At 53.1% G+C, this 17570-nt stretch carries 14 protein-coding genes; 10 read left to right on the top strand and 4 right to left on the bottom strand.

Features of this window, described 5'->3' with window-relative positions:
• The first annotated feature begins 3 nt into the window (after nt 1-3).
• Nucleotides 4-1893, top strand: coding sequence for a pyruvate dehydrogenase complex dihydrolipoyllysine-residue acetyltransferase (gene aceF, locus OGX91_RS14185; RefSeq protein ID WP_188232464.1), 1890 nt, complete (start codon nt 4-6; stop codon nt 1891-1893).
• A 175-nt stretch (nt 1894-2068) separates the two neighbouring features.
• Nucleotides 2069-3493, top strand: a complete 1425-nt coding sequence (gene lpdA / locus OGX91_RS14180; RefSeq protein ID WP_199947498.1) for a dihydrolipoyl dehydrogenase — start codon at nt 2069-2071, stop codon at nt 3491-3493.
• Between the two features lie 109 nt (nt 3494-3602).
• Here the strand turns inward: lpdA and OGX91_RS14175 are convergent, their stop codons facing one another.
• Together OGX91_RS14175 and OGX91_RS14170 are read right to left on the bottom strand one after the other, a co-directional pair.
• Entirely contained in the window at nt 3603-4397 is a 795-nt protein-coding gene (locus OGX91_RS14175; protein WP_149691218.1) for a DUF2950 family protein, read from the bottom strand.
• 9 nt (nt 4398-4406) lie between these two features.
• Nucleotides 4407-6044, bottom strand: a complete 1638-nt coding sequence (locus tag OGX91_RS14170) for a DUF3300 domain-containing protein (protein WP_005124682.1) — start codon at nt 6042-6044, stop codon at nt 4407-4409.
• Nucleotides 6045-6448: 404 nt separating this feature from the next.
• On the opposite strand from OGX91_RS14170, the gene acnB reads away from it, so the two are divergent.
• Both acnB and yacL read left to right on the top strand, forming a co-directional pair.
• Nucleotides 6449-9046, top strand: coding sequence for a bifunctional aconitate hydratase 2/2-methylisocitrate dehydratase (gene acnB, locus OGX91_RS14165; RefSeq protein WP_182291001.1), 2598 nt, complete (start codon nt 6449-6451; stop codon nt 9044-9046).
• Nucleotides 9047-9220: 174 nt separating this feature from the next.
• On the top strand, nt 9221-9583 hold the full coding sequence (gene yacL, locus OGX91_RS14160; protein WP_005124687.1) for a protein YacL: 363 nt from the start codon (nt 9221-9223) through the stop codon (nt 9581-9583).
• A 105-nt stretch (nt 9584-9688) separates the two neighbouring features.
• Here the strand turns inward: yacL and OGX91_RS14155 are convergent, their stop codons facing one another.
• Nucleotides 9689-10036: a YacC family pilotin-like protein gene (locus tag OGX91_RS14155; protein ID WP_001295568.1), complete on the bottom strand. Its 348-nt coding sequence runs from the start codon at nt 10034-10036 to the stop codon at nt 9689-9691.
• Between the two features lie 153 nt (nt 10037-10189).
• Here OGX91_RS14155 and cueO point away from each other — a divergent pair, with 153 nt between their 5' ends.
• The 3 genes from cueO (at nt 10190) to hpt (ending at nt 14433) form a co-directional block, all read left to right on the top strand.
• Nucleotides 10190-11809, top strand: coding sequence for a multicopper oxidase CueO (gene cueO, locus OGX91_RS14150; protein WP_005124690.1), 1620 nt, complete (start codon nt 10190-10192; stop codon nt 11807-11809).
• Nucleotides 11810-11962: 153 nt separating this feature from the next.
• Complete coding sequence (gene tcp / locus OGX91_RS14145) at nt 11963-13618, top strand: methyl-accepting chemotaxis citrate transducer (protein ID WP_040230043.1); 1656 nt, start codon at nt 11963-11965, stop codon at nt 13616-13618.
• Between the two features lie 278 nt (nt 13619-13896).
• Nucleotides 13897-14433: a hypoxanthine phosphoribosyltransferase gene (hpt, locus tag OGX91_RS14140; RefSeq protein WP_003018658.1), complete on the top strand. Its 537-nt coding sequence runs from the start codon at nt 13897-13899 to the stop codon at nt 14431-14433.
• Between the two features lie 93 nt (nt 14434-14526).
• On the opposite strand, the gene can is transcribed toward hpt, so the two are convergent.
• Nucleotides 14527-15189, bottom strand: a complete 663-nt coding sequence (gene can, locus OGX91_RS14135; RefSeq protein WP_008786227.1) for a carbonate dehydratase — start codon at nt 15187-15189, stop codon at nt 14527-14529.
• A gap of 108 nt (nt 15190-15297) precedes the next feature.
• Here can and OGX91_RS14130 point away from each other — a divergent pair, with 108 nt between their 5' ends.
• From OGX91_RS14130 to OGX91_RS14120, 3 genes are all read left to right on the top strand, one after another.
• Complete coding sequence (locus OGX91_RS14130) at nt 15298-16224, top strand: ABC transporter ATP-binding protein (protein WP_188232466.1); 927 nt, start codon at nt 15298-15300, stop codon at nt 16222-16224.
• The gene (locus OGX91_RS14125) at nt 16221-16991 is read left to right on the top strand and encodes an ABC transporter permease (RefSeq protein WP_005124698.1); all 771 of its coding nucleotides are present in this window, start codon (nt 16221-16223) and stop codon (nt 16989-16991) included. The genes OGX91_RS14130 and OGX91_RS14125 overlap by 4 nt, the downstream gene beginning before the upstream one ends.
• Nucleotides 16992-17092: 101 nt before the next feature.
• Nucleotides 17093-17533, top strand: a complete 441-nt coding sequence (locus OGX91_RS14120) for a PTS sugar transporter subunit IIA (protein ID WP_005124701.1) — start codon at nt 17093-17095, stop codon at nt 17531-17533.
• Nucleotides 17534-17570 lie beyond the last annotated feature (37 nt).

Below are 17570 nucleotides of genomic sequence, written 5' to 3'. Positions count from 1 at the left end.
ATAATGGCTATCGAAATCAATGTACCGGACATCGGGGCTGATGAAGTTGAAATCACCGAGATCCTGGTCAAAGTGGGCGACAAAGTTGAAGCTGAACAGTCGCTGATCACCGTAGAAGGCGACAAAGCCTCTATGGAAGTTCCGTCTCCTCAGGCTGGTATCGTTAAAGAGATCAAAGTCTCTGTTGGCGACAAAACTGAGACCGGCAAACTGATCATGATTTTCGATTCCGCCGACGGTGCAGCAGCAGCTGCACCTGCTCCGGCAGAAGAGAAGAAAGAAGCCGCTCCGGCAGCAGCACCTGCTGCGGCAGCGGCGAAAGAAGTCCACGTACCGGACATCGGCGGCGACGAAGTTGAAGTTACCGAAGTCATGGTTAAAGTGGGCGACACCGTAGCGGCTGAACAGTCTCTGATCACCGTCGAAGGCGACAAGGCTTCCATGGAAGTTCCAGCGCCGTTCGCGGGCGTGGTGAAAGAGATCAAAATCAACACCGGCGACAAAGTGTCTACCGGTTCCCTGATTATGGTCTTCGAAGTGGCGGGCGCAGCGCCTGCTGCAGCACCGGCTCAGACTGCCGCTCCGGCAGCAGCGGCGGCTCCGGCTGCTTCCGGCTCGAAAGAAGTTAACGTACCGGATATCGGCGGTGACGAAGTTGAAGTTACCGAAGTGATGGTGAAAGTGGGCGATAAAATTGCCGCTGAGCAGTCACTGATCACCGTTGAAGGCGATAAAGCGTCAATGGAAGTTCCGGCACCGTTCGCGGGCACCGTGAAAGAAATCAAAATCAGCACCGGCGACAAAGTGAAAACCGGTTCTCTGATTATGGTCTTCGAAGTCGAAGGCGCAGCACCGGCTGCCGCTCCTGCGCAAGCAGCTGCTCCGGCTCCGGCCGCAGCACCAGCGTCTGCGCAAGCCGCAGCTCCGGCCGCGAAAGCGGAAGGCAAATCTGAGTTTGCTGAGAACGACGCTTACGTTCATGCAACGCCGCTGATTCGTCGCCTGGCGCGCGAATTCGGTGTGAACCTGGCGAAAGTGAAAGGTTCTGGCCGTAAAGGTCGTATCCTGCGTGAAGACGTTCAGGCTTACGTGAAAGACGCTATCAAGCGTGCTGAAGCGGCTCCGGCTGCAGCAGCAGGCGGCGGTATCCCGGGCATGCTGCCTTGGCCGAAAGTGGACTTCAGCAAGTTTGGTGAAATTGAAGAAGTGGAACTGGGTCGTATCCAGAAAATCTCGGGTGCTAACCTGAGCCGTAACTGGGTGATGATCCCGCACGTTACGCACTTCGATAAGACCGATATCACCGATCTGGAAGCGTTCCGTAAACAGCAGAACGCCGAAGCTGAAAAACGTAAACTGGACGTGAAATTCACCCCAGTAGTCTTCATCATGAAAGCCGTTGCCGCTGCTCTGGAACAGATGCCGCGCTTCAACAGCTCCCTGTCTGAAGACGGTCAGCGCCTGACCCTGAAGAAATACATCAACATTGGTGTGGCGGTAGATACGCCGAATGGTCTGGTTGTTCCGGTCTTCAAAGACGTGAACAAGAAGAGCATTACCGAGCTGTCTCGTGAACTGACCGTGATCTCCAAGAAAGCGCGTGATGGCAAGTTGACCGCTGGCGAAATGCAGGGCGGTTGCTTCACCATCTCCAGCATCGGTGGCCTGGGTACTACCCACTTCGCGCCGATTGTGAACGCGCCGGAAGTGGCTATCCTCGGTGTCTCCAAGTCCTCTATGGAGCCAGTGTGGAACGGTAAAGAGTTTATGCCGCGTCTGATGATGCCGATTTCGCTCTCCTTCGACCACCGTGTAATTGACGGTGCGGATGGTGCGCGCTTTATCACCATCATTAACAACATGCTGTCTGACATTCGCCGCCTGGTGATGTAAGCGAAAAAGCCGGCCCGACGGCCGGCTTTTTTCTGGTAATCTCATGAAGTTAGTGAGGTTATTGTGCGAAAGACAAATCGGTTGCCGTTTGTTGTTTCAAAATTGTTAACAATTTTGTAAAATACGGGCGGATAGAACGACCCGGTGGACGACGGGTATAAATTAAGAGGTCATGATGAGCACTGAAATCAAAACTCAGGTCGTGGTACTTGGGGCAGGCCCTGCAGGTTACTCTGCTGCCTTCCGTTGCGCAGATTTAGGTCTGGAGACCGTCATCGTAGAACGTTACAGCACCCTTGGTGGTGTTTGTCTGAACGTCGGCTGTATCCCTTCTAAAGCGCTGCTGCACGTAGCAAAAGTTATCGAAGAAGCCAAAGCGCTGGCTGAACACGGTATCGTTTTTGGCGAGCCGAAAACCGATATCGACAAGATTCGTACCTGGAAAGAAAAAGTTATCACTCAACTGACCGGCGGTCTGGCGGGTATGGCCAAAGGCCGTAAAGTGAAAGTGGTTAACGGTCTGGGTAAATTTACCGGGGCGAACACCCTGGAAGTTGAAGGCGAAAACGGCAAAACCGTGATCAACTTCGACAACGCGATCATCGCGGCGGGTTCCCGTCCGATCGAACTGCCATTCATTCCGCATGAAGATCCGCGCGTGTGGGATTCCACCGATGCACTGGAACTGAAAACTGTTCCTAAGCGCCTGTTGGTAATGGGCGGCGGTATCATCGGCCTGGAAATGGGTACCGTGTACCATGCGCTGGGTTCAGAGATCGACGTGGTTGAAATGTTCGACCAGGTTATCCCGGCTGCCGATAAAGACGTGGTGAAAGTCTTCACCAAGCGCATCAGCAATAAATTCAACCTGATGCTGGAAACCAAAGTGACTGCCGTTGAAGCGAAAGAAGACGGTATTTACGTTTCCATGGAAGGCAAAAAAGCGCCTGCTGAAGCACAGCGTTATGATGCCGTACTGGTTGCTATCGGTCGTGTACCGAACGGTAAAAACCTCGACGCGGGCAAAGCTGGCGTTGAAGTTGATGACCGTGGTTTCATCCGCGTTGACAAACAGCTGCGCACCAACGTGCCGCACATCTTTGCTATCGGCGATATCGTCGGTCAGCCGATGCTGGCGCACAAAGGTGTTCACGAAGGTCACGTTGCCGCTGAAGTTATTGCCGGTAAGAAACACTACTTCGATCCGAAAGTTATCCCATCCATCGCGTACACTGAACCAGAAGTGGCATGGGTTGGTCTGACCGAGAAAGAAGCGAAAGAAAAAGGCATTAGCTACGAAACCGCCACCTTCCCGTGGGCTGCTTCTGGCCGTGCTATCGCTTCCGACTGCGCAGACGGTATGACCAAACTGATTTTCGACAAAGAATCTCACCGTGTTATCGGTGGTGCGATTGTCGGTACCAACGGCGGCGAGCTGCTGGGCGAAATCGGTCTGGCGATCGAAATGGGTTGTGACGCTGAAGACATCGCGCTGACCATCCACGCGCACCCGACTCTGCACGAGTCCGTGGGCCTGGCGGCAGAAGTGTTCGAAGGTAGCATCACCGACCTGCCAAACCCGAAAGCGAAGAAGAAGTAATCTTCCCGCTTTTGTGAAACGCCTCTTCGGAGGCGTTTTTTTTGCCTAAAGCTTCACCGCAATTTCCCCGGTAATCTCTTTATGATGCGACAACCAACGCGTTGGCCGTTCAGGGCGCTACGGGATGCCAGGTTTTTTCAGGGCTGTACTCAGTCATCGCCTGCGCTTTCTGTTGCGATGCTTCGCCAAGGTTGGCCTGATATACATTGTCATCACCGCTAATTATAAAGCTCATTATCCCGGTGTGGCCGTAGCTAATGGGCCATGCAATCATGGCAAAACCACTGGCTTTGTCCGGCAGTATGCGGAAACGATAACCGTGATAGCCCGTGCCGGGTTCTTGTGGGCTGAAGGCGGGTCCCAGAGGGCTTGGCGCTTCGCCTGGTGCGACCGGCCAGTAAAGCCCATCTTTTTTACCTTCGCTACTGACAATTTTTTGCGCATACGATTTGTTCAGTGCGTAATAGCTTTGCTGCGCGTCAACGTAGGCGTGCAGTGCTTCGATGGCTGAAAGCTCGTTGCGACCGATCGTTCGGGTGAGGATCTCCTCCTGGGCTTCGGTCATATCGAACGCCCAGCCTTTGCTGGTTTTCACCATCGGTATAGGCAACTGCCAGTCATCTTGCCCTACGTTGAGATGCGCCATGTTGTCCTGCAGCACAATGTGATGGCTCACCTTCCAGTCACGATTAAAGCGTGCCACCGCTTCCGGATCGGTCCCTTCTGGTGGCAAAAAATGTCGCCAGTTTTCACCCAATAGCGCCGTGAGCTGCTTTTCATTTTGCTGCGCCACCGCAGCGGCAAATGCACTGGCCGCGTCTTCGGGAGAGGTGAACGCCTGTTGCGCATAGCTCACCAGCGGCAAGGAGAGCAACAGGGCGCTTAACATAATTTTTTTCATCATCGGCTCCGGTTAACGACGGCGAAATTCGTGGTGTTCAGAAAAATTTTCACGTGCCGCAGCGCGCTGTCCGCTGTTGAGGTTGCCCGCGCGACGGCTTTCCTGCCCACGCAGTTGCTGGGACTGCCACGACGGTGAGCGACTGTCATTCCCGCTGAAGACGTTTGAAGGCGTATTCTGACGGGAGACCAGACGTTGTTGCGAGTTGGATGATTCAACGCGCTGGCGAGCGGTTTCCCTTTGCTGCTGTGAAACCGGATGCTGCTGAGCTTTTGACTTCAGTTCAGAGCGGTGCTGCTGTTGCGTAGTGGATTTATTCAGCGTCTTCTGTGCTGCTTCACGACGGCTGTTGTTTGGTGTTTCGTCATAGCCACGATAGTTGTTGCGCTGGGCAATTTGATTTAGCTGTGAAGAGGCGGCTTTGCGTTGAGCATCCCGCGATGTCTGACCCGACAGGTTTGCCGGGGAGGTCTGGCTACGCTGTTGGAACTGCGTCATTGCGGCCTGACGCTGGCTGTTTCGTGTGGCAGTGGTGGTCGGTGTATGTTGAGTGGCGCTTAATCCCCCGCTAACGTTGGTCTGATGAAAACGTTGTGCGACCGCGTCGTTCTGGTAAGGCACGCCGTTACGGTACGCAGGGTTGTGCTGCCAGGCAATGTTTTGTCCTTTCAGATTTTGTCCGGAGATATGGTTGAAATTGTTAACATCAATATTGATGTTATCTCCGTTGTGCTGGTAGCCATTACCGCCGTGAGGGCCGTCATGGTCATGATAGTCATCATCATGGTGATGGTCGTCGTCATCCCAGTCGATGTTACTGAACAACGCATAGGTTGTCGCAACGCCCAGGCTATAGCCGAAGCCTTTGACGAAGCTATCGGCAAACTGCTCGCCCGGAGGGGGCGGCAGATAGACAGGGGGGTAGGCGGTATTAGGCCAACTGCCGTAAACAACGGTTGGATTGTAGTTCGGCACATATACCACCTGTGGATCGGTCGGCTCAATTTTGATAACCGTCGAGGTGGGCGCGCTGCTGGTCACTTTCGTCGTTGATGATGACGGCGTCTGAACCACGGTTGTTTTCTGGGTGTTCGTGACCGTTTGCTGCGGTGTGGATTTTAGCGAACCTGTTTGCTGAGCCAGCAAACGCAGGCGCTGTACGGCATCCATCACGTCCTGTGGCTGTGCCAGAAACGCATTCCCCAGGTTTTGTACCCAGTCAGGATTTTCGCCCATCAGGGCCATCAGTTGCGGAAATGCCACCAGCGACTTCACGCTGGGGTCCCATGACTGGCCGGACACTGCCTGAATGGCGGCGTCACCTTGCAGTGTCGGATTATCACGAGACCACTGAACCGCCTGCACCACGTTCGATGGATACGTTGAGGCCATCAGCACCTGAGACAGTAACGGGTCAGGGTAGAGCGCAACAGGGGCAACCCACTGATCGAGTTGAGCAGTGGTATACGTTGTTGGCGCAACCGGGGCTACTGCGGGAGCCGCCGCAACGGGTGGTTGAGGCGCTGCTGCCGGGGCCGGCTGAGAGGGGGCTTCTGGTGTGCGGCTGTTTACAAACAGCACGCCCGCACCGAAAAATAACCCTGCACTGCACGCCAGAGCAATGATATGGGGCTTAAAGGGCAACGTCATTTTATCTCTCCCGACTCATTAAGAATCGTCATAGTCATTATGCCTGCCGCCAGTGGGTGCAGTGTTCCGTGAGTATAAAGAGGCAATAGTTTAATTTTTGACGAATCTTGGGATCGTTAACGCAAGTTTATTACCAGGGAGCTAAATAATGTGACTAAACATTGCGGGCGAAATTATCATTCCCCTTCTGCCATTGCGAAGGGCATTAGACCATCCTTAACGATTCAGCCAATTTTTTATGTTGCTTTTTTGTAAACAGATTAACACCCAACGAAAATCCTGTTATTGTGCCTTTTGCGGTACCGGGCATTTACCCTACTAACTGCTGTCTCACAGGAGCGTGAAGAGAATCGCCCATCTACAAAAGCGCCGCATTATGACAATGAGAGCGAGGAGATATCGTCGTGCTAGAAGAATACCGTAAGCACGTAGCTGAGCGTGCTGCCCAGGGGATTGTGCCGAAACCCTTAGACGCAACCCAAATGGCTGCACTTGTCGAGCTGCTGAAGACCCCGCCTGTGGGCGAAGAAGAATTCCTGTTAGACCTGTTGATTAACCGCGTTCCCCCTGGTGTAGATGAAGCCGCTTACGTTAAAGCCGGTTTTCTCGCCGCTGTCGCTAAAGGTGACACTACCTCTCCGCTGATCACGCCAGAAAAAGCCATCGAACTGCTGGGTACCATGCAGGGCGGTTATAACATTCATCCGCTGATTGATGCGCTGGACGATGCAAAACTGGCGCCGATTGCCGCTAAAGCGCTCTCTTCAACGCTGCTGATGTTTGATAACTTCTACGATGTAGAAGAAAAAGCCAAAGCGGGCAATGAATATGCTAAGCAGGTGATGCAGTCCTGGGCTGATGCTGAATGGTTCCTCAACCGTCCTGCTCTGGCTGAAAAAATCTCCGTTACCGTCTTCAAAGTGACGGGTGAAACCAACACTGATGACCTGTCTCCGGCTCCGGACGCGTGGTCTCGCCCTGATATTCCGCTGCACGCCCTGGCGATGCTGAAAAACGCCCGTGAAGGTATCGAGCCGGATCAGCCGGGTGTCGTTGGCCCGATCAAACAGATCGAAGCATTACAGAAAAAAGGTTACCCGCTGGCCTACGTGGGTGACGTTGTTGGTACCGGATCTTCGCGTAAATCTGCGACCAACTCCGTGCTGTGGTTTATGGGTGATGATATCCCTCATGTACCGAACAAGCGCGGCGGTGGTTTGTGTCTGGGCGGCAAAATTGCACCCATTTTCTTCAACACTATGGAAGATGCGGGCGCGCTGCCAATTGAAGTGGACGTAAGCAACCTGAACATGGGCGACGTGATTGACGTTTACCCGTTCAAAGGCGAAGTGCGTAACCACGAAACCAACGAACTGCTGGCTACCTTCGAACTGAAAACCGATGTGCTGGTTGACGAAGTACGCGCCGGTGGCCGTATTCCGCTGATTATCGGTCGTGGCCTGACCACCAAAGCGCGTGAAGCGCTGGGTCTGCCGCACAGTGATGTATTCCGTCAGGCGAAAGATGTAGCGGAAAGCAGCCGTGGCTTCTCTCTGGCACAGAAAATGGTTGGCCGCGCCTGTGGCGTAACCGGCGTCCGTCCGGGGGCCTACTGCGAACCGAAGATGACTTCCGTCGGCTCTCAGGACACCACTGGCCCAATGACCCGCGATGAACTGAAAGACCTGGCGTGCCTGGGCTTCTCTTCTGACCTGGTGATGCAGTCGTTCTGTCATACCGCTGCGTATCCGAAACCCGTTGACGTGACTACCCACCATACCCTGCCTGACTTCATCATGAACCGTGGCGGCGTGTCGCTGCGTCCGGGCGATGGCGTAATCCACTCCTGGCTGAACCGTATGCTGCTGCCGGATACCGTAGGTACGGGGGGTGACTCCCATACTCGTTTCCCGATCGGTATCTCTTTCCCGGCGGGTTCTGGTCTGGTGGCGTTTGCGGCTGCGACCGGCGTGATGCCGCTGGATATGCCGGAATCTGTTCTGGTGCGTTTCAAAGGCAAAATGCAGCCAGGTATCACCCTGCGTGACCTGGTTCATGCCATCCCGCTGTATGCGATCAAACAAGGTCTGCTGACCGTTGAGAAGAAAGGTAAGAAAAACATCTTCTCTGGCCGCATTCTGGAAATTGAAGGTCTGCCGGATCTGAAAGTTGAGCAAGCATTCGAACTGACCGATGCCTCCGCTGAACGTTCCGCTGCCGGTTGTACCATCAAGCTGAACAAAGAGCCGATCGTTGAGTACCTCAGCTCTAACATCGTTCTGCTGAAATGGATGATCGCTGAAGGTTACGGCGATCGCCGTACGCTGGAGCGTCGCATTCAGGGTATGGAAAAATGGCTGGCAGACCCGCAACTGCTGGAAGCCGATGCTGACGCCGAATACGCGGCAGTGATCGACATCGATCTGGCGGATATCAAAGAGCCGATCCTGTGTGCGCCGAACGATCCGGACGACGCGCGTCTGCTGTCTGACGTGCAGGGCGAGAAGATCGACGAAGTGTTCATCGGTTCCTGCATGACCAACATTGGTCACTTCCGTGCCGCGGGTAAACTGCTGGATGCGCACAAAGGCCAGTTGCCGACGCGTCTGTGGGTTGCCCCACCAACGCGTATGGATGCGGCACAGCTCACCGAAGAAGGCTATTACAGCGTCTTTGGTAAGAGCGGGGCGCGTATCGAGATCCCGGGCTGTTCACTGTGCATGGGTAACCAGGCGCGTGTGGCAGACGGTGCGACAGTCGTTTCTACCTCGACCCGTAACTTCCCGAACCGTTTAGGCACGGGAGCGAACGTCTACCTGGCTTCTGCAGAGCTGGCGGCGGTTGCTGCGCTGATCGGTAAACTGCCGACGGCGGAAGAGTATCAGACCTATGTGGCGCAGGTAGATAAAACGGCCGTGGATACTTACCGGTATCTGAACTTTGACCAGCTCTCTCAGTACACCGAGAAAGCAGACAGCGTGATTTTCCAGACTGCGGTTTAATTCGCGACCACATTTAGCGTAAAAACGCATCAATGCCCGAAGAAGCTGACTTCTCCGGGCATTTTTATTTCCATTCCTTATACCCGCTACACTTTTTTTCTGCCGCGCTGCTGCGATAATTACAGCAAGGTGCAATGCGGTATTGGCGCATTGCCGGGAGCAGAGGAAGACATTATGGATTACGAATTTCTGCGCGATGTTACCGGGCGGGTTTTAGTGCGTATGTCCATGGGCCATGAAGTCGTGGGGCACTGGTTTAATGAAGAAGTGAAAGATAACCTGGCCTTGCTCGATGAAGTGGAACAGGCGGCGCGTGCGGTAAAAGGCAGTGAACGTTCCTGGCAGCGAGCGGGGCATGAATACACGCTCTGGCTGGATGGCGAAGAGGTGATGGTTCGCGCCAATCAACTGGAGTTCACGGGCGATGAAATGGAAGAAGGAATGAATTACTACGACGAAGAGAGCTTTTCACTTTGCGGCGTAGAGGATTTTCTTCAGGTTGTGGTGGCTTATCGTGAATTTGTGCAACAACGTTAATTCGCACCCACCTCTGCCGGGGGCGCTGCGTTTACCCGGCCAGGTACAATGATGTCATTCCCAGTTCGTAGGCCCGATAAGCGTAGCGCCATCGGGCACGGTGCCTTATTTGACGTAAGCCAACAGGCTTAAGGAGTCGCGCGCCAGCGCTTTGCATTTTTTCGCGACCGGAATGCCAATGCCGCTCAAATCGCGATAGCTGTCTTCACCGAGTGCTTTCATATCGAAGGTATCGTAATTACTGAGATCCCACTGGTTTTGCTGGGCAAAAAAGACCAGTGCGCGACGGATCTGCCCGTTGGGCAAATTCTGGTAGCCACAGTCATTTTTCAGAAAAACAAAAACTGCCGTTAAATCGGCCATATCTTCGGCTTCGGATTCACTCAGCGCGTAGCTGTTTGCACATACGGCCATCAGGCTGCCGAACAAAACTGTTCTGAAAAACGTCTTCATTGGTTCTACCACTGCATCACGGAAATTAAACGTTAGCATACTGCGAGCGAAGCGACGACCTTTATTATCAGCCGTTCACTTGACCTTCCCGTAAGGGGAAGGCTTATGCTTAAAAGATAGCCTGCTTAAGCTGCTGAATATAAGGAAATGAATATGCAACGTCGTGACTTTTTAAAGTACTCCGTGGCGCTGGGTGTCGCCTCAGCATTACCTTTGTGGAGCCGCACCGTATTTGCCGCTGACCGTCCTGCGTTACCCATTCCAGACCTGTTAACTGCGGATGCTTCGAATCGCATACAGCTGATTGTGAAAGCCGGGCAGTCGACGTTTGCGGGGAAAACTGCCACCACCTGGGGATATAACGGCAATCTGCTCGGACCGGCGGTCAAACTGAATAAAGGTCAGGCGGTGAGCGTGGATATCCATAATCAGCTGGCCGAAGAGACGACGCTGCACTGGCATGGGCTGGAAATCCCTGGGGAAGTCGATGGCGGGCCGCAAGGTGTTATTCCGGCGGGCGGGAAGCGCTCAGTGGCCTTTACTCCTGCGCAAAGGGCAGCAACCTGTTGGTTCCATCCGCATCAACACGGGAAAACCGGACGTCAGGTTGCGATGGGCCTGGCCGGGCTGGTGCTGATTGAAGATGAAGAGATTCGCAAGCTACTGCTGCCTAAGCAGTGGGGTATCGACGATGTGCCGGTGATTATTCAGGACAAACAGTTTTCCGCTGACGGACAAATTAATTATCAGTTAGATATGATGACCGCCGCCGTCGGTTGGTTTGGCGATACGCTGCTAACCAATGGGGCGATTTTTCCTCAGCATGCGGCGCCGCGCGGCTGGCTGCGCCTGCGTTTGCTTAATGGGTGTAATGCCCGCTCACTGAATATCGTGGCCAGCGATAATCGCCCGCTGTATGTCATTGCCAGCGATGGCGGTTTGTTGGCGGAGCCGGTAAAAGTGACCGAGCTTCCTATGCTGATGGGCGAACGTTTCGAAGTGCTGGTGGATGTGAGCGACGGTAAAGCTTTCGATCTGGTCACATTGCCTGTCAGTCAGATGGGCATGGAGGTGGCGCCGTTTGATAAGCCGCACCCGGTAATGCGCGTTCAGCCGCTGCTGATTACCGCCTCCGGCACGCTGCCGGATACGCTGACATCTATGCCGGCGCTGCCGTCGCTTGATGGGCTGACGGTACGCAAACTGCAGCTGTCTATGGATCCGATGCTCGACATGATGGGCATGCAAATGCTGATGAAGAAATACGGTGGGCAGGCCATGGTAGGGATGGATCATGGGAAGATGATGGGCCATATGAATAACGACAATATGAGCCACGGGAACATGGATCATGGCAATATGAACCATGGTGAGATGGGGAATATGCAGCATGGCGGCATGGGCAACATGAAGCAGGATGGCACATTCGATTTCCATAATGCCAACCGGATTAACGGGCAGGCGTTTGATATGAATAAACCGATGTTTGCCGCGGCGAAAGGTCAGCACGAACGCTGGGTGATTTCCGGCCAGGGCGACATGATGCTGCACCCGTTCCACATTCACGGCACGCAGTTCCGCATTCTGTCTGAAAATGGCAAAGCGCCTGCTGCACACCGTACGGGATGGAAAGACACTGTGCGGGTAGAGGGCGGCGTCAGCGAGGTACTGGTGAAGTTTGACCACGATGCGCCGAAAGAACATGCCTATATGGCGCACTGCCATCTGCTGGAGCACGAAGACACTGGCATGATGCTCGGTTTTACGGTTTAAACAACGACGTCTCAGCGCTTGCCCGGCCTGCAGGATATTTCTTGTCGGCCAGGTAAGGCACATCCCCTGCATATTCTGCCATTGAACATAAAGTAATCGCCTTTGGGGCCGATAATCATCATGTACCCAATGTGAGTTCAATGGATGAAAAACGTGATTAAAAATATTCGTGTTATTACCGGTATCCTGCTGGTTCTCGCCATTTTCTGTTTACTGCAGGCCGTTACGGGAAGCCTGTTTTATTCTGCGGTAAACAATGACAGGCATAATTTCCAGAACTCAGGCACCCTCAACGCTCAGCAAGAAAATCTGAGTGACAGCGTCAATACGTTGATTAAAACCCGTGTTACGGTGACGCGCGTCGCCATCCGCTTTTTAAAAAATCAGCGCGATCCCGCCTCGTTGGCCGCGATCAACACGCTGCTCAATACCGCCAGTGATTCAATGAAGAAGGCCGAAGGCTATTTCGCCCAGTATCAGGGATTACCACAGGTTACAGGGCAGGATCCGCAGATCGCCAGTGAAATGGAAAAGCAGTATCGCCAGATGCACGAAGTGATGAAATTATCGATTGAGTATCTGCGAGCGAATAACTATCAGGCTTATGGCGATCTTGATGCTCAAAAAGCGCAGGATGAGATGGAAGCGAGCTATGATCACTGGCGAAACGAGAATAATGCGCTGCTGCAGCACGCTGCTGCGGAAAATCAGCTCAGTTTTTCCCGTATGCAGTGGACACTGGGAGGCATCGTTCTGGTTGTGCTGATCGTTCTGGGCATGATCTGGAGCGGGTTGCAACACATCCTGCTTAAACCGCTGGCGCAGATTATGGAGCATATTCGCGTCATTACCGGTGGAGACTTAACCCATAAGCTCAATGTTGAAGGTCGCAACGAAATGGGCCGACTGGCGATGGGGTTGGAAGAGATGCAACAGTCGCTGATTTCGACAGTCACTGCCGTACGCAATAGCTCGGAGTCAATTCATACCGGAGCCGCTGAAATATCCTCGGGCAACAACGACCTTTCTTCGCGCACCGAGCAGCAGGCGGCCTCGCTTGAGGAAACTGCCGCCAGCATGGAGCAGTTGACTGCGACAGTGAAGCAGAATACGGACAATGCGAAACAGGCAACCCAATTGGCGAAAAACGCCTCTGATACTGCCGCTCGCGGTGGTCGTGTTGTTGATACCGTTGTTCATACGATGAGTGAAATAGCGGACAGTTCGCAGCAAATCGCGCAGATCACGAACGTTATCGACAGTATTGCATTCCAGACCAACATTCTGGCGCTGAACGCCGCGGTAGAAGCGGCCAGAGCCGGAGAGCAGGGGCGCGGTTTTGCGGTTGTGGCAGGTGAAGTCCGGACTCTGGCAAGCCGTAGTGCCCAGGCAGCAAAAGAGATCAAAGCGCTGATTGATAATTCAACCCACTGTGTAGGCATGGGATCGCAGCAGGTTTCGGATGCCGGTAAAACCATGGCAGAAATTGTCGCGGCGGTGACCCGTGTGACCGATATCATGGGCGAAATTGCGTCTGCTTCTGAAGAGCAGAGTCGGGGGATTGAACAGGTTAGCCTCGCGGTTTCGCAGATGGACAGCGTTACCCAGCAAAACGCCGCGCTGGTGGAGGAGTCTGCGGCGGCGGCGGCCTCTCTGGAGCAACAGGCCGAGCAGTTGCGGCAGGCCGTTGCGGTATTTCGTATTACCCGCGAGAAGGCGGTGAGTGGGGCTCGAAAACCACCGCAGGACGCTCCACGCAAGGAGCGCGTTGTCTCTACTACCCAGGATCAACATTGGGAAACGTTCTGACCTGAAAAAGTCCGATTTTGCTCACGCTAAAAGCCGGGTTCGTTGCCCGGCTTTCGCGTATTCAGAGCGCGTTAAAATGCGTGCGCAGGTTCTCTGAGTAACTATCAGAGGAATGCGGTCTCTTTGCTGGTATACTTCACCCACTGAATTGTTTGTATGCTGTCGCAAGTTTTGTGGTTAGTGCGAGCCACCGTCTCTTCGGCGGTGTATCAAGGTAAGCGCTTTCTTTCGATTTGCATGATGTGTTAACTGATAAAAATCAGTGAGTTATTTCTTTTATGAAACATACTGTAGAAGTCATGATCCCGGAAGCGGAGATCAAAGCGCGTATTGCCGAACTGGGACGTCAGATTAACGAGCGTTACAAGGACAGCGGCAGTGATATGGTGCTGGTAGGCCTGTTACGCGGTTCATTTATGTTTATGGCTGACCTGTGCCGTGAAGTGCATGTCTCCCACGAAGTCGATTTCATGACCGCCTCCAGCTACGGCAGCGGAATGTCCACCACGCGTGATGTTAAAATCCTCAAAGACCTGGATGAAGACATTCGTGGCAAAGACGTGCTGATTGTTGAAGACATCATCGACTCCGGCAACACGCTGTCAAAAGTGCGTGAAATCCTGAGCCTGCGTGAACCTAAATCTCTGGCGATTTGTACGTTGTTGGATAAACCTTCTCGCCGTGAAGTGAATGTACCGGTCGAGTTTATCGGTTTCTCCATTCCAGATGAGTTCGTTGTTGGCTACGGCATTGACTATGCACAACGTTATCGCCATCTGCCGTATGTTGGCAAAGTGGTGTTGCTGGACGAGTAATGGGCTGGAGCGCCTGATGGCGCTTCGCTTATCAGGCCTGTGGCGCTGATTTGTAGGCCGGGTAAGGCGTAACCGCCACCCGGCAATATCGCCTTACTTATGGTTACTGTGTTTCTGGCTGAGGTTCGACAACCCCTGTCGGTAGCGTTGTTCCAGTGTTTCGCGGCTGGTAGCCGTGACGTCCAGATCGCGCAGCAGACCATCATGAATACCGTAAGCCCATCCGTGAATCGTCACTTTCTGACCGCGTTTCCAGGCTGAACGCATGATTGTCGAATGGCCCAGGTTATAGACCTGCTCCATGACATTCAGTTCGCACAGGGTGTCCATGCGACGTTCCTGCGGCATTTCGCCCAGCAGTGAGCTGTGTTTAAACCAGATATCGCGGATATGCAGCAACCAGTTATCAATCAGCCCCTGTTCTTTATTTTCAATAGCCGCCTGGACGCCACCGCAACCATAGTGACCACAAATAATAATATGTTCCACTTCCAGCACATCCACCGCATACTGAACCACTGAGAGACAGTTCAGGTCGGTGTGAATAACCAGATTAGCAACATTACGGTGAACAAACAGTTCACCCGGTTCAAGACCGGTTAAACGTTCAGCGGGAACGCGGCTATCAGAACATCCAATCCATAGAAAACGCGGATTTTGTGCGTGTGTCAGCGTTTCAAAAAATCCGGGATCCTCTTCTATCAGCATCTTTGACCATAGTGCATTGTTGCTGATGAGTGTATCTATGTCTTTCATGGAGTTGTACAACCCGAAGCCAGATAAATTCGATGGGCTAATATAGGGTAACTCCAGCATTATTTAAACTATATATAAAATGTCAGAACGTAAGGTAAGTAAAAAACCATGACCATTGCTCTGGAACTTCAACAACTTAAAAAAAACTATCCCGGTGGCGTTCAGGCGCTACGTGGCATAGATTTGCAAGTCGAAGCGGGTGATTTCTATGCGTTGCTAGGTCCCAATGGCGCGGGGAAGTCCACCACCATCGGTATTATCAGCTCGCTGGTGAATAAAACCTCCGGGCGGGTGAGCGTCTTCGGGTTCGATCTTGATAAAGATACGGTTAACGCCAAGCGTCAGCTTGGGCTGGTGCCACAGGAGTTCAACTTTAACCCGTTTGAAACCGTGCAGCAGATCGTGGTGAATCAGGCGGGATATTACGGCGTTGAGCATAAAGAGGCGGTTAAACGCAGTGAAATTTATCTAAAACAGCTCGACCTGTGGGAAAAACGCAACGAGCGTGCTCGTATGCTTTCCGGCGGGATGAAGCGCCGCCTGATGATTGCTCGCGCGCTGATGCATGAGCCAAAGTTGCTTATCCTCGATGAACCTACTGCCGGTGTTGATATTGAATTACGCCGCTCAATGTGGGGCTTTTTGAAGGATTTAAACGATAAAGGTACGACGATTATTCTTACCACCCACTACCTCGAAGAAGCGGAAATGCTGTGCCGTAATATCGGCATTATTCAGCACGGTGAGCTGGTAGAAAATACCTCGATGAAGAATCTGCTCTCCAAGCTCAAATCTGAGACGTTTATTCTCGATCTGGCGGCGAAAAGTCCGCTACCTAAGCTGGAGGGCTATCAATACCGTCTGGTTGATACCTCAACGCTGGAAGTTGAAGTTCTGCGCGAGCAGGGGGTGAACAGTGTGTTCTCGCAGCTGAGCGCTCAGGGTATTCAGGTATTGAGTATGCGGAACAAGGCGAACCGGCTGGAAGAGCTGTTTGTTTCTCTGGTTCATGAAAAACAAGGAGATCGCGCATGATGCAGCTTTACTGGGTCGCGCTGAAAAGCATCTGGGCGAAAGAGATCCACCGCTTTATGCGTATCTGGGTGCAAACCCTGGTGCCTCCCGTCATCACCATGACGCTCTATTTTATTATCTTTGGTAATTTGATCGGCTCACGGATCGGTGAAATGCATGGCTTTAGCTACATGCAGTTTATCGTGCCGGGGCTGATTATGATGGCGGTGATCACCAACTCGTACGCTAACGTGGCGTCGTCATTCTTCAGCGCCAAGTTTCAACGTAATATTGAAGAGCTGCTGGTCGCCCCGGTGCCAACGCACGTGATCATCGCCGGTTTTGTCGGCGGCGGCGTGGCGCGTGGCTTGTGCGTCGGGATCCTGGTCACGGCTATCTCACTGTTCTTCGTGCCGTTCCAGGTGCACTCCTGGGTCTTCGTGGCGCTGACGCTGGCGTTAACGGCGGTGCTGTTTTCGTTGGCCGGTTTGTTGAATGCAGTCTTCGCCAAGACCTTTGACGATATCAGTCTGATCCCAACCTTCGTGCTGACGCCTCTGACCTATCTGGGTGGCGTTTTCTATTCGTTAACGCTGCTGCCGCCGTTCTGGCAGGGACTGTCGCATCTGAACCCGATTGTCTACATGATTAGCGGTTTCCGCTACGGTTTCCTGGGTATTCACGATGTTCCTCTGGTCACCACGTTTGGCGTGCTGGTGGTGTTTATCGCTGCGTTCTATTTGCTGTGCTGGTATCTGATTCAGCGCGGGCGCGGACTGCGCAGCTAACCCCTTTTCCTCTCCCCGAACGGGAGAGGAAACTTTTGATGTTTATCACCCTTACATATTTATCACCCTGATAAACTACTTGCCTGCTAAGGAGGTAGGCGATGCTAGGTTGGGTAATTACCTGTCATGACGATAAGGCACAGGATATGCTGCATCGTCTGGAAAAAAAGCACGGTCCTTTGGTCCAGTGTCAGGCGGTGAGTTTTTGGCGAGGTCTCAGCTCAAACATGCTAAGTCGCATGATGTGCCATGCCCTGCATGCCACAGACTCAGGCGAGGGCGTGATATTCCTGACCGATATGGCCGGGGCTGCGCCTTACCGCGTGGCTTCGTTAATGAGCCATAAACATCCCCAGTGTGAAGTCATTTCCGGTATCAGCTATCCATTACTTGAGCGAATGATTTCGTCGCGGGAATCAATGAGCAGTTCTGCGTTTCGCGATTGCATCGTTGCGCTTGGCGGGCCTGAAGTCTCCAGTCTCTGGCATCAGCAACAAAAAAATCCCCCCTTCGTGTTGAAGCATGATTTGTATGAGTATTAATCATTGGTATTGATGGCGCTTTTGCTACAATAGCCGA

The organism is Citrobacter sp. Cpa228 (assembly GCF_030333085.1).
Classification (GTDB): Bacteria; Pseudomonadota; Gammaproteobacteria; order Enterobacterales; family Enterobacteriaceae; genus Citrobacter; species Citrobacter pasteurii.
The sequence above is the reverse complement of the archived record's forward strand: the minus strand, read 5'-3'. Positions and strand labels throughout refer to the sequence as shown.

Bases quoted from the DNA above. Each gene is read 5' to 3' on its own strand.
- aceF (WP_188232464.1), top strand. From the start codon at position 4: ATGGCTATCGAAATCAATGTACCGGACATCGGGGCTGATGAAGTTGAA.
- lpdA (WP_199947498.1), top strand. From the start codon at position 2,069: ATGAGCACTGAAATCAAAACTCAGGTCGTGGTACTTGGGGCAGGCCCT.
- OGX91_RS14175 (WP_149691218.1), bottom strand. From the start codon at position 4,397: ATGATGAAAAAAATTATGTTAAGCGCCCTGTTGCTCTCCTTGCCGCTG.
- OGX91_RS14170 (WP_005124682.1), bottom strand. From the start codon at position 6,044: ATGACGTTGCCCTTTAAGCCCCATATCATTGCTCTGGCGTGCAGTGCA.
- yacL (WP_005124687.1), top strand. From the start codon at position 9,221: ATGGATTACGAATTTCTGCGCGATGTTACCGGGCGGGTTTTAGTGCGT.
- OGX91_RS14155 (WP_001295568.1), bottom strand. From the start codon at position 10,036: ATGAAGACGTTTTTCAGAACAGTTTTGTTCGGCAGCCTGATGGCCGTA.
- cueO (WP_005124690.1), top strand. From the start codon at position 10,190: ATGCAACGTCGTGACTTTTTAAAGTACTCCGTGGCGCTGGGTGTCGCC.
- hpt (WP_003018658.1), top strand. From the start codon at position 13,897: ATGAAACATACTGTAGAAGTCATGATCCCGGAAGCGGAGATCAAAGCG.
- can (WP_008786227.1), bottom strand. From the start codon at position 15,189: ATGAAAGACATAGATACACTCATCAGCAACAATGCACTATGGTCAAAG.
- OGX91_RS14130 (WP_188232466.1), top strand. From the start codon at position 15,298: ATGACCATTGCTCTGGAACTTCAACAACTTAAAAAAAACTATCCCGGT.
- OGX91_RS14125 (WP_005124698.1), top strand. From the start codon at position 16,221: ATGATGCAGCTTTACTGGGTCGCGCTGAAAAGCATCTGGGCGAAAGAG.
- OGX91_RS14120 (WP_005124701.1), top strand. From the start codon at position 17,093: ATGCTAGGTTGGGTAATTACCTGTCATGACGATAAGGCACAGGATATG.